The following is an 11,553-nucleotide window of genomic DNA, read 5'->3' as shown; positions in this document are numbered from 1 at the left end:
AACCGCGGAGCGCGTGTCTACGGTCATGACCGCTCGCCACCGCGGGCCCCGTCCGTCGCAACGCCGAATCCTGCCAGCGGCGGTACGGGAACAGTCGTCGCGTCAAGCGCCGCAGGCAGGAGCGGGGGACCCAAGGTAAGTCGCCGCACCGGGGCAGTCGATCCGGAGCGGCTAGGGGTGGAGCCGAGTTCCGTGAGGGACCCGGCCGGGCAACTCAACCGGCCCGAACCCGACAGCTCACCTCGCAGGCGTCGGTGAGGGGATCAACCATGCTGTTTTCCGGCAAGGGCAAGCACCGTCGTCCGTCCAAGGCCACCCGTGTCATCGCCGTCGCCGGCGTCACCGGTGCCGCCGTCGCCGCCCCGCTGATGGCGGCCGGCAACGCCTCCGCCGCCACGGCCTCCGAGTGGGACGCCGTCGCCCAGTGCGAGTCCGGCGGCAACTGGTCCATCAACACCGGCAACGGCTACTACGGCGGCCTGCAGTTCTCGGCCTCCACCTGGGCCGCCTACGGCGGTACGCAGTACGCCGCCACCGCCGACCAGGCGTCCAAGTCGCAGCAGATCGCGGTCGCCGAGAAGGTCCTCGCCGGCCAGGGCAAGGGTGCCTGGCCCGTCTGCGGCACCGGCCTGTCGAGCGCCGCGTACACCGGCGGCTCCGGTGAGAGCCAGAGCGGCGGCTCCTCGCAGTCCTCCGGCGGCTCCCAGAGCTCGCAGGGCACCCAGAACCAGAGCGGCGGCTCCGCCGAGCGCTCCACCGAGCAGAAGGCCTCGCGCTCCTCCGAGCGTCCGGCCGCCGAGAAGACCGCGCCGAAGGCGGAGAAGAAGGCCGAGAGCGGGACCGTCACCACCCCGACCGGCAAGAAGGTCGAGAAGGGCGACGGCGAGTACAAGGTCGTCAAGGGCGACACCCTCAGCACGATCGCCGCCGAGCACGACGTCGACGGCGGCTGGGCGAAGCTGTTCGAGCTGAACGACGACATCCTCGACGACGCCGACCTGATCTACCCGGGCCAGCAGCTGCACCTGAAGTAAGCGGCGGCCCGCCCTCCTCCCGCCCCGGTGCGTGTTCCCCCCCCCCGTGCGCACCGGGGCGGGTTTTTCACGCTCCGGGAGCCGGGGGCCCCGGATTTCCGTGAACCGCCTTTGTTCCGTTCGGAAACAATTTACTCTCGGTTCTGTCCAACAGGTGGGTGGCCGGCTGGCCGATCGCCCGTCGCCGGTTAGGCTCGTCCCGCAGAGCCGCTGCGGTCCTCGCGGATCCGCGTCGCACCGAAGCGCCACACCGAAGCGTCACATTGAAGAAGGAGATGCTCGTGCCGTCCATCGACGTCGTCGTAGCCCGGGAAATCCTGGACTCCCGAGGCAACCCCACGGTCGAGGTCGAGGTCGGCCTCGACGACGGCAGCACGGGCCGTGCCGCCGTCCCGTCCGGAGCCTCCACCGGTGCCTTCGAGGCCATCGAGCTCCGTGACGGCGACCCGGCCCGCTACCAGGGCAAGGGTGTCGAGAAGGCCGTCCTCGCCGTCATCGAGCAGATCGGCCCGGAGCTGGTCGGCTACGACGCCACCGAGCAGCGCCTGATCGACCAGGCCATGTTCGACCTGGACGCCACCGACAACAAGGGCTCGCTGGGCGCCAACGCCATCCTCGGCGTCTCCCTCGCCGTCGCCCACGCCGCCTCCGAGGCCAGCGACCTGCCGCTCTTCCGCTACCTGGGCGGCCCCAACGCGCACCTGCTGCCGGTGCCGATGATGAACATCCTGAACGGCGGCTCGCACGCCGACTCCAACGTGGACATCCAGGAGTTCATGATCGCCCCGATCGGCGCGGAGTCCTTCTCCGAGGCGCTGCGCTGGGGCACCGAGGTCTACCACACCCTCAAGAAGGTGCTGAAGGGCAAGGGCCTGGCCACCGGCCTCGGCGACGAGGGCGGCTTCGCCCCGAACCTCGGCTCCAACCGCGAGGCCCTCGACCTCATCCTCGAGGCCATCAAGGAGGCCGGCTACACCCCGGGCGAGCAGATCGCGCTCGCGCTGGACGTCGCCGCGTCCGAGTTCTACAAGGACGGCTCCTACACCTTCGAGGGCAAGGAGCGCTCGGCCGCCGAGATGACCGAGTACTACGCCGAGCTGGTCGAGGCGTACCCGCTGGTCTCCATCGAGGACCCGCTGTTCGAGGACGACTGGGAGGGCTGGAAGACCATCACCGACAAGCTCGGTGACAAGGTCCAGCTCGTCGGCGACGACCTGTTCGTCACCAACCCCGAGCGTCTGGCCCGCGGCATCGAGGAGGGCGCCGCCAACGCCCTGCTGGTGAAGGTGAACCAGATCGGTTCGCTCACCGAGACCCTGGACGCCGTCGAGCTGGCCCAGCGCAACGGCTTCAAGTGCATGATGTCCCACCGCTCCGGCGAGACCGAGGATGTCACCATCGCCGACCTGGCCGTCGCCACCAACTGCGGCCAGATCAAGACCGGCGCCCCGGCCCGCTCCGAGCGCGTCGCCAAGTACAACCAGCTGCTGCGCATCGAGGAGATCCTCGACGACGCCGCGGTGTACGCCGGCCGCAGCGCCTTCCCGCGGTTCCGCTCCGCGGACCAGTAGGCACGGCGCTCCGCGGGCCAGTAGGCACGGCGGGGGTGGAGTGCCATCCCTGTAGCAGCGTCGTACGTACGTCCCCGTACTCGGTCCCGTACCGTGTGCGGGGACGTACGCACGTATGAGGACGCACGGAAGCGGAGGCGGGGACATGGCGGTGAAGGACCGGGACCGTTTCTCCACCGCGACCAGGATCCGGGTCCTCGGGGAGCAGACCGCGGCCCGGGTCTACCGCTCGCAGACCAGGCGCCAGGCGCGCCGCTCCCGGCTGACCGGCCGGGCGGCGCTGCTCGCGATGGTGCTCTGCTCGCTGGTCGTGGCACTCGCCTACCCGATACGGCAGTACGTCGCCCAGCGCGCCGAGATCGCCGACCTGCGCGAGGAGCAGGCGCGGACCCGCGAGCGGGTCGAGGACCTGCGCGACCTCAAGGCACGCTGGCAGGACGACGCCTACGCCGAGCAGCAGATCCGGCTGCGGCTGCACTACGTGATGCCGGGGGAGACGGGCTTCGTCGTCGTCGACCCGGACGCGGCGGAGCAGGCGCGCGCCGAGCTCGGCGCCGCCGACCGCCCGTGGTACCGCAACGTGTGGGAAGGCGTCGACAAGGCCGACGCCGCCGCCCACCGGCAGTGACTCAACAGGAAGACCAGCAGAAGACCGTCATGCAGACACCCCCGCCCACCACCCCGCGCACCGAGCCCACCGACGCGGACGTGGAGGCCTTCAAGCAGCAGCTCGGGCGCCCGCCGCGCGGACTGCGCGCCATCGCGCACCGCTGCCCGTGCGGACAGCCGGACGTCGTGGAGACGGCGCCGCGGCTGCCCGACGGCACGCCCTTCCCCACGCTGTACTACCTGACGTGCCCGAGGGCGGCCTCCGCCATCGGCACGCTGGAGGCGAACGGCGTGATGAAGGAGATGACCGAGCGCCTCGCCACTGACCCCGAGCTGGCCGACGCCTACCGGGCGGCGCACGAGGACTACATCCGGCGGCGCGACGAGATCGAGGAGCTGACCGGCTTCCCGAGCGCGGGCGGCATGCCGGACCGGGTGAAGTGCCTGCACGTGCTGGTCGCGCACTCGCTGGCGGCCGGGCCGGGCGTCAACCCGCTGGGCGACGAGGCGATCGCGATGCTGCCCGAGTGGTGGCGCAAGGGACCGTGCGTGTCCCGCACGGACGAGTGCGTGTCCCGTACGGACGGGGAGGAAGCCCAGTGACCCGGGTCGCCGCCGTCGACTGCGGTACGAACTCCATCCGGCTGCTGGTCGCCGACGCCGACCCGGCGACGGGCGAGCTGACCGACCTGGACCGGCGCATGACCATCGTGCGGCTCGGCCAGGGCGTCGACCGCACCGGGCGGCTGGCGCCCGAGGCGCTGGAGCGGACGTTCGCCGCCTGCCGCGAGTACGCCGGGGCGATCGAGCGGCACGGCGCGCGGCGGCTGCGCTTCGTGGCCACCTCCGCCTCCCGGGACGCGGAGAACCGGGACGAGTTCGTGCGCGGGGTGCTGGACATCCTCGGCGTGGAGCCGGAGGTGATCTCCGGTGACCAGGAGGCCGAGTTCTCCTTCACCGGGGCCACCAGGGAGCTGGCGGGCCGCGACCACCTCGACAAGCCCTATCTGGTCGTCGACATCGGCGGCGGCTCGACCGAGTTCGTCGTCGGCGACGACCATGTGCGCGCCGCCCGCTCCGTGGACGTCGGCTGCGTGCGGATGACCGAGCGGCACCTGGTCCGGGACGGCAAGGTCACCGACCCGCCCACCGGGACGCAGATCGCGGCGATGCGGGCCGACATCGAGGCGGCCCTGGACCTCGCCGAGGAGACGGTGCCGCTGCGCGAGGCGCGCACGCTGGTGGGGCTGGCCGGCTCGGTGACGACGGTGTCCGCGATCGCGCAGGAGCTGCCCGCGTACGACTCGGCGGCCATCCACCACTCCCGCGTCTCCCGCGAGCGCGTCCGCGAGATCACCGAGTGGCTGCTGCGCTCCACCCACGCCGAACGCGCCGCGGTCCCCTCCATGCACCCGGGGCGCGTCGACGTGATCGGCGCGGGCGCGCTCGTCCTGCTGTCGGTCATGGAGCGGACGGGCGCGGAGGAGGTCGTGGTGAGCGAGCACGACATCCTCGACGGCATCGCCTGGTCCTTGACCTGATCGCCTACAGGCCGCGGTGGACGTCCCGCCGGTCGCCCACCTCGACGACGAGGACGACGAGTTCGCCGTCGTCGATCTGACAAGCGATCCGGTGGCTTCCGACCCGGAGCCGGCAGAGCCCGGACGGGCCGGTGAGCTTCTCGACGTCGGCATCCTGGCGGTACGGGTCGTCACCGAGCGCGGTCAGTGCGGTCAGGACGCGCATGGCGTCGGGTCGGCTGATGGCCCGAAGCCGGCGCTGTGCCGCCGTGGTGAACCGGAAGGCGTACTTCACGCCGCCTCGCCGTCCTGCTCGGTGAACAGGTCCGCCAGCAGTTCCGCCATGGTCACGACTCCCCGAGGAGCGCGTAGTAGACCCGGCGCACCCGGTCGAGGCCGGCCGCCTCGTCGATGAGCCCGGCGTCCCGGGCGCGCTCCAGTACGGCGACGCAGCGGCGGGCGATGTCCCGGTGGAGGGCGGCGGCCTCGCTGTCCGGGCCCGGCGGCAGTTCCAGGGCGAACGCCCAGGCGCTCTTCACCTGCAGCACGTCGGCCGTGATCCGGTGCATCGCCACCAGCGGCGGGGCGGTGTCCGCCGACGTCGCCGGCGCCCTGCTCGTCACCGCAGGCGTCGTCGCCGGCCTGCGCCGGCCCGGCCGGGGACGGCGCGGGCCCCACGGTGCGGCGGACGGGTCGCCGGACGAGCGGGCCGCGAAGCGTTCGAGCGGCCCGCGGGGAGCGGAAAAACGCCTGGCGGGACCGTATCGCGAGAAACTTCGTGAAGTTCTTCACAAGGAATTGGGCCCCGCAGGGCGACGAACGGCTGCCGGTTGACCTTTTTGGGGGCTCAACTGCCGTTTGAACACGTTCAGGAGAGCGGCGCGGAAGTGGCCGGGACGGTCCCGCCGAGGGGCCGGCCGAGGGGTCGGCCGAGGCGGTCCGGGGCCCGGACGGGCAGCTCAGGTGGCATTGACAACGTGGCGGGCCGCATGACGGTTCCGCGCGCCGGCCATGATCTAGGTCACGTGGGCGGAGGAGTGTAACACGACCCCTGTCGGAGCTTGTGAAGGGGCGCACGAACCACCCCCCTGGGGCAGGTGGATACTCGATGCCATGAGCACCACGGAGCGTCCCAGGATCCTCGTAGTAGGCGGTGGGTACGTAGGCCTGTACGCAGCTCGACGCATCCAGAAGAAGATGCGTTACGGCGAGGCGACCGTCACCGTCGTCGACCCGCGGTCGTACATGACCTACCAGCCCTTCCTCCCCGAAGCCGCCGCCGGCAACATCTCCCCGCGGCACGTCGTCGTACCCCTGCGACGCGTGCTTCCCAAGGCGGAGGTTCTCACCGGCCGGGTCACCACCATCGACCAGGACCGCAAGGTCGCCACGATCGCCCCCCTGGTGGGCGAGGCGTACGAGCTGCCCTTCGACTACCTGGTCATCGCCATGGGCGCGGTCTCCCGCACCTTCCCGATCCCCGGCCTCGCCGAGCAGGGCATCGGCATGAAGGGCATCGAGGAGTCCATCGGCCTGCGCAACCACGTCCTGGAGCAGCTCGACAAGGCCGACTCCACCACCGACGAGGAGATCCGCCGCAAGGCGCTCACCTTCGTCTTCATCGGCGGCGGTTTCGCCGGCGCGGAGACCATCGGTGAGGTCGAGGACATGGCGCGCGACGCGGCCAAGTACTACCGGAACGTGTCCCGCGAGGACATGCGCTTCATCCTCGTCGACGCCGCCGACAAGATCCTCCCCGAGGTCGGCCCGAAGCTCGGCCAGTACGGCAAGGAGCACCTCGAGGGCCGCGGCGTCGAGGTCTACCTGTCCACCTCCATGGACTCCTGCGTCGACGGCCACGTGGTGCTGAAGAACGGCCTCGAGGTCGACTCCAACACGATCGTCTGGACGGCCGGCGTCAAGCCGAACCCGGCCCTCGCCCGCTTCGGCCTGCCGCTCGGCCCCCGCGGTCACGTCGACTGCGAGCCGACCCTCCAGGTCAAGGGCACCGACTACATCTGGGCCGCCGGCGACAACGCCCAGGTCCCGGACCTGGTCGGCCGCAAGAACGGCAACCCCAACGCCTGGTGCCCGCCGAACGCCCAGCACGCGCTGCGCCAGGCCAAGGTCCTCGGCGACAACGTCGTCTCCGGCATGCGGGGCTTCCCGCAGAAGGAGTACAGCCACGCCAACAAGGGCGCGGTCGCGGGCCTCGGCCTGCACAAGGGCGTCGCGATGATCGTCATGGGCAAGATGAAGATCAAGCTCAAGGGCCGTCTCGCCTGGTACATGCACCGCGGATACCACGGTCTCGCGATGCCGACCTGGAACCGCAAGATCCGCGTCTTCGCGGACTGGACGCTCGGCATGTTCCTCAAGCGCGAGGTCGTCTCCCTCGGCGCGATCGAGAGCCCGCGCGAGGAGTTCTACGAGGCCGCCAAGCCGGCCCCGGCCGCCGCGCCGAAGGCCGGCACGAGCGAGAAGCCCGCGGAGAAGACCGAGGCCAAGGCCTCCTGACCCCCGGTCACCCGCAGCCGTAACAGCTCCCCCCGAAGGGGCCGTCCGCCATCCGTGGTGCGGGCGGCCCCTTCGGCGTTGCACCGGAGGAGCGAAAGCCGGAGTGCGTGCACGCTTTTTGCCGGTTCGTGACGCGCGCCGGGGAGTGTGCGGCGCGCGCCCAGGTGTTTTCGTGGTGACGGAACATTCCGGGATCGCTCGTCACGGAGGTACGCCATGGCTGACGCCGCGCTGCGGCTGCAGGACCTCTTCGCACAGCTGCTGGGAGCCCCCCTCCCGGTGCGGATCCGCGCCTGGGACGGTTCGCAGGCGGGGCCGCCGGACGCCCCGACGCTGGTCGTGCGCCGCCGCAGGGCGCTGCGCCGGCTGCTGTTCAAGCCGGGCGAGCTGGGCCTGGCGCGGGCCTGGGTGGCCGGCGACCTCGACATCGAGGGCGATCTCTACACCGCGCTGGACCTGCTCGCCGGGCTGGTGTGGGAACGCGACGAGGACGCCCCCGGGGTCGTCGCCTCGCTGCGGGACCCCGGCGTGCGGGCCGCCGTACGCGGTCTGGTGAGGCTCGCCGGGCCGCCGCTGCCGCCCGCGGCGCCGCCGGAGGAGATCCGCAGGGGCCGCGGCCACCTCCACACCAGGCGCAGCGACAGGCGGGCCGTCAGCCACCACTACGACGTCGGCAACGACTTCTACGAACTCGTCCTCGGCCCGTCCATGGTGTACTCCTGCGCCTACTGGCCCGCCCCCGAGTCCGAGGGCGGCACCCTGGAGACCGCCCAGCGCGACAAGCTCGAACTCGTCTGCCGCAAACTCGGCCTGAAGCCCGGCCGGCGCCTCCTCGACGTGGGCTGCGGCTGGGGCTCCATGGCCGTCCACGCCGCCCGCGAGCACGGCGTCGGCGTCGTCGGGGTCACGCTGTCGCAGGAGCAGGCCGCCTACGCGCGCAAGCGGGTCGCCGACGAGGGCCTCACCGACCGGGTGGAGATCCGCGTCCAGGACTACCGGGACATCACCGACGGGCCGTACGACGCGATCTCCTCCATCGGCATGGCCGAGCACGTCGGCGCCGAGAGGTACCTGGAGTACGCCCGGATCCTGTACGCGCTGCTCGAACCCGGCGGGCGGCTGCTGAACCACCAGATCGCGCGCCGCCCCCGGCAGGACGAGACCGCCTACAGCGTGGACGGGTTCATCGACTCCTACGTCTTCCCCGACGGCGAACTCGCCCCCCTCGGCACCACCGTCACCCAGCTGGAGCGCGCCGGGTTCGAGGTGCGCGACGTGGAGTCGATCCGCGAGCACTACGCGCTCACCCTGCGCCGCTGGGTCGCCAACCTGGAGTCCGAGTGGGCGACGGCCACCCGGCTCGTCGGCCCCGGCCGCGCCCGCGTCTGGCTCCTGTACATGGCGGCCTCCGCGCTCGCCTTCGAACGCAACCGCATCGGCGTCAACCAGGTCCTCGCCGTCCGGACCCCCGACCCGGGTGTCTCCGGGATGCCGCTGCGGGCCCGCACCTGGGGTGCTCCCGCCCCGGACTGATCCGGACCCGACCCCTGAGGGCCGGGCACCCCGTCACGGGGAGCCCGGCCCTCAGGGGACGCGGTGAGGTCACTCGGCCTTGATGGCGTTCAGCATGTTCAGCCGGGCGGCGTTGCGGGCCGGCCACATCGCGGCCAGGACGCCCACCAGAGCGGCCAGCACCAGGAAGATCCCGATCCGGCCCCAGGGCAGGACCAGCGCGTACCCCGGGATCTGGTCGGCGACGGTCTCACCGACCGCCCAGCCGAGGAACGTGCCGAGACCGATGCCGACCACCGCGCCGAACACCGAGATCACGACGGCCTCCAGCCGGACCATCCGCTTCACCCGGCGCCGGTCCAGACCGATCGCGCGCAGCATGCCGATCTCCTGCTGCCGTTCGAAGACGGACATCGCGAGGGTGTTGACGACGCCCAGCACCGCGATGACCAGGGCCATCGCCAGCAGGCCGTACATGACGTTCAGCAGGGTGGTGATGGCGCCGCCGAACTCGTCGCGGATGTCCTGCCGGTCCATCACGGTGATCGCGGGGTTGTCGCCGAGCGCGTCGATGAGGGCCTTCTCGTTGGCGGCGGTCCGGCCGCCGTCGACCTTCACGAAGATCTGCCTGATGGCCGGCTTCGTCTGGTGCCGGTCCACGACCGCGCGGTCGACGAGGACGGGGGAGAGGAACTCGCTGTCCTTGTAGACGGCGCCGACCGTCAGCGTGGCCTTCTCGTCGTCGTCGAAGGTGACGGGGACGGTGTCGCCGGTCTTCCAGCCCCTGCTCTTCGCCGTCGTCTCGGCGACCGCGATCCGGCCCTCGGCGAGCGAGCCCGCGCTGCCGCTGACGACGTCGACGGCCAGGACCTTCCCGATGTCGCCCGGGGTGACCGCCGAGGCGGACACGTAGTCGCCGTCGACCCGGAGGCGGGCGTCCTGCTGCGGCGAGACCGCGGACACGCCCTCGGCCTTCTCCAGCGCCGTCACCGCGGTCCGGTCGAGGTCGTCCCCGTTGGCCATCGTGACCATGTAGTCGGCCTTGATGTTGTCCGTGGTCATCTTGTCGACGGCCGCGCCGACCGTGACGCCGAGCACCGACAGGCCGGTCACCAGCGTCAGCCCGATCGCCAGCGCCGAGGCGGTGGCGCCGGTGCGGCGCGGGTTGCGGACCGCGTTCTGGCCGGCCAGCCTGCCCGCCACCCCGAAGGGGCCGACGAGCAGCGGACGGACGAGTGCGATCACGGGCCGGGACAGCAGCGGGATCAGGACGATCACGCCGATCAGCGCGAGGAACGCGCCCGCCCCGATGTACATCCGGCCGTCGTCGCCGCCGGCCGAGGCACCCGCCACGATCCCCGCCGCGCCGAGGGCGGTGACGGCCGCGCCGATGGTGTTGCGCAGCACCAGCGACTTGGTGGTGGCCACCGCGTGGACGCTGTTCATGGCCGCCACCGGCGGGATCTTCGCGGCCCGGCGGCCGGGCAGCCAGGCGGCGAGCATCGTGATCAGCACGCCCACCGCGAACGCCGCGACCACCGGCGTGGCGGACAGGACCAGCGGACCGGCCGGCATCTTCATGCCGAACGCGGCCATGCCGGAGCGCAGACCGACGGCCAGACCGACGCCGAGGGCGAAGCCGACGGCCGAGGCCACCAGGCCCACCAGCGCGGCCTCGGCGAGCACCGAGCGGGTGACCTGCCTGCGGGACGCGCCGACGGCGCGCATCAGGGCGATCTCCTTGGTGCGCTGGGCGACCAGCATCGTGAACGTGTTGGAGATCAGGAAGATCCCGACGAAGAGCGCGATGCCCGCGAAGCCGAGCAGGACCTGCTTGAGGTTGCCCAGGCTCTGTTCGATCTGGTCGGCCTGCTCGTCCGCGAGCGCCTGGCCGGTTCGGGCCTCGGCGTTGTCCGGCAGCAGCGGCTCGACCGCGCCGAGGATCTTCGCGTCGTCCGCGCCGGGGGCGGCGGTGACGGTGACGCTCGCGAACCAGCCCGGCTTCAGGTACTGCTTCTGGGCGACGGCGGTGTCGAAGAGGACCAGGCTGCCGCCGGCGTTGACGGCGCCGTCCTCGGTGGTGAAGACACCGCTGAGGGTGTACTCCTTCACCGGACCGTTGGTCGCGACGCGCACCCGGTCGCCGACCTCGTACTCGCCCTTGGCGGCGGACTCCTCGTCCAGGGCGATCTGGTCGTCCCTCACCGGGCCGGAGCCGTCGGTGAACGTGTAGGCGGCGTCCTTGCCGTCCTTGCCGGGGGCGAAGTTGGAGCCCTTGTTGGACCAGCCGACGCCGATGAGCTTCCCGTCGGGGCCGGCGACGCCGGCGAAGCCCTCGACGCGGCCGTACACCCCGGCGACGCCGTCCACCGCGGAGATCCGGTCGAGGACCTCGCCGGAGAGGCCCGGCTCCTGGCGGGGGTCGTCCGGGTCGGCATGCGAGGTGACGGCGACGGCGACGTCGTCGTAGCTCTTCGCCGACTGGTTGCGGAAGGCCTGGGAGAGGGTGTCGGCGAAGACCAGGGTGCCGGAGACGAACGCCACGCCGAGCATCACGGCGAGCACGGTCATCAACAGCCTGGCCTTGTGCGCGAAGACGTTGCGCAAGGCGGTACGGAACATGGGTCTACTTCGTCCAGACGTGCGGGGTGGAAGGCGGGCGGAGCCGTCGGCGGACGCGGCCCCGGGCGTCGGGCGACGCCGGCCGGGACGGTCCGGGCGCCGAGGCGCGGCCGGGGCGGCCCAGGCGTCGGATGTGTCGGCCGGCGGGCCCGGCGTCGAGGGGGCCGG

At 71.9% G+C, this 11,553-nt stretch carries 10 protein-coding genes and 1 riboswitch; of the genes, 7 read left to right on the top strand and 3 right to left on the bottom strand.

Features of this window, described 5'->3' with window-relative positions; all coding sequences use genetic code 11:
- Positions 1-97 precede the first annotated feature (97 nt).
- Positions 98-266, top strand: a riboswitch (cyclic di-AMP (ydaO/yuaA leader).
- A gap of 3 nt (positions 267-269) precedes the next feature.
- From ACFYOJ_RS04640 to ACFYOJ_RS04620, 5 genes are all read left to right on the top strand, one after another.
- Positions 270-1,034: a transglycosylase family protein gene (locus tag ACFYOJ_RS04640; RefSeq protein ID WP_356554424.1), complete on the top strand. Its 765-nt coding sequence runs from the start codon at positions 270-272 to the stop codon at positions 1,032-1,034.
- 281 nt (positions 1,035-1,315) lie between these two features.
- Positions 1,316-2,605: a phosphopyruvate hydratase gene (gene eno / locus ACFYOJ_RS04635; RefSeq protein WP_356554422.1), complete on the top strand. Its 1,290-nt coding sequence runs from the start codon at positions 1,316-1,318 to the stop codon at positions 2,603-2,605.
- Positions 2,606-2,750: 145 nt separating this feature from the next.
- Positions 2,751-3,233, top strand: coding sequence for a septum formation initiator family protein (locus tag ACFYOJ_RS04630; protein ID WP_356554421.1), 483 nt, complete (start codon positions 2,751-2,753; stop codon positions 3,231-3,233).
- 29 nt (positions 3,234-3,262) lie between these two features.
- On the top strand, positions 3,263-3,817 hold the full coding sequence (locus ACFYOJ_RS04625) for a DUF501 domain-containing protein (RefSeq protein WP_356554419.1): 555 nt from the start codon (positions 3,263-3,265) through the stop codon (positions 3,815-3,817).
- Positions 3,814-4,755: a Ppx/GppA phosphatase family protein gene (locus ACFYOJ_RS04620; RefSeq protein ID WP_356554417.1), complete on the top strand. Its 942-nt coding sequence runs from the start codon at positions 3,814-3,816 to the stop codon at positions 4,753-4,755. The genes ACFYOJ_RS04625 and ACFYOJ_RS04620 overlap by 4 nt, the downstream gene beginning before the upstream one ends.
- A gap of 4 nt (positions 4,756-4,759) precedes the next feature.
- On the opposite strand, the gene ACFYOJ_RS04615 is transcribed toward ACFYOJ_RS04620, so the two are convergent.
- Positions 4,760-5,029 (bottom strand): type II toxin-antitoxin system RelE/ParE family toxin, encoded by a 270-nt coding sequence (locus tag ACFYOJ_RS04615; RefSeq protein WP_356554415.1) that lies wholly within the window; start codon positions 5,027-5,029, stop codon positions 4,760-4,762.
- A gap of 52 nt (positions 5,030-5,081) precedes the next feature.
- The gene (locus ACFYOJ_RS04610) at positions 5,082-5,357 is read right to left on the bottom strand and encodes a hypothetical protein (RefSeq protein ID WP_356554414.1); all 276 of its coding nucleotides are present in this window, start codon (positions 5,355-5,357) and stop codon (positions 5,082-5,084) included.
- Positions 5,358-5,847: 490 nt separating this feature from the next.
- On the opposite strand from ACFYOJ_RS04610, the gene ACFYOJ_RS04605 reads away from it, so the two are divergent.
- On the top strand, positions 5,848-7,251 hold the full coding sequence (locus tag ACFYOJ_RS04605) for an NAD(P)/FAD-dependent oxidoreductase (protein WP_356554412.1): 1,404 nt from the start codon (positions 5,848-5,850) through the stop codon (positions 7,249-7,251).
- Between the two features lie 216 nt (positions 7,252-7,467).
- The gene (locus ACFYOJ_RS04600; RefSeq protein ID WP_356554410.1) at positions 7,468-8,784 is read left to right on the top strand and encodes a class I SAM-dependent methyltransferase; all 1,317 of its coding nucleotides are present in this window, start codon (positions 7,468-7,470) and stop codon (positions 8,782-8,784) included.
- A gap of 69 nt (positions 8,785-8,853) precedes the next feature.
- Here the strand turns inward: ACFYOJ_RS04600 and ACFYOJ_RS04595 are convergent, their stop codons facing one another.
- Positions 8,854-11,385, bottom strand: a complete 2,532-nt coding sequence (locus ACFYOJ_RS04595) for an FtsX-like permease family protein (RefSeq protein WP_356554408.1) — start codon at positions 11,383-11,385, stop codon at positions 8,854-8,856.
- Positions 11,386-11,553 lie beyond the last annotated feature (168 nt).

Origin of the sequence: Streptomyces sp. NPDC006384, assembly GCF_042870695.1 — a bacterium.
Classification (GTDB): Bacteria; Actinomycetota; Actinomycetes; order Streptomycetales; family Streptomycetaceae; genus Streptomyces.
The sequence above is the reverse complement of the archived record's forward strand: the minus strand, read 5'-3'. Positions and strand labels throughout refer to the sequence as shown.

What these genes read in the sequence shown, in the direction of transcription:
- ACFYOJ_RS04640 (WP_356554424.1), top strand. Translation starts at nt 270, where the DNA reads ATGCTGTTTTCCGGCAAGGGCAAGCACCGTCGTCCGTCCAAGGCCACC.
- ACFYOJ_RS04630 (WP_356554421.1), top strand. Translation starts at nt 2,751, where the DNA reads ATGGCGGTGAAGGACCGGGACCGTTTCTCCACCGCGACCAGGATCCGG.
- ACFYOJ_RS04625 (WP_356554419.1), top strand. Translation starts at nt 3,263, where the DNA reads ATGCAGACACCCCCGCCCACCACCCCGCGCACCGAGCCCACCGACGCG.
- ACFYOJ_RS04605 (WP_356554412.1), top strand. Translation starts at nt 5,848, where the DNA reads ATGAGCACCACGGAGCGTCCCAGGATCCTCGTAGTAGGCGGTGGGTAC.
- ACFYOJ_RS04600 (WP_356554410.1), top strand. Translation starts at nt 7,468, where the DNA reads ATGGCTGACGCCGCGCTGCGGCTGCAGGACCTCTTCGCACAGCTGCTG.
- ACFYOJ_RS04595 (WP_356554408.1), bottom strand. Translation starts at nt 11,385, where the DNA reads ATGTTCCGTACCGCCTTGCGCAACGTCTTCGCGCACAAGGCCAGGCTG.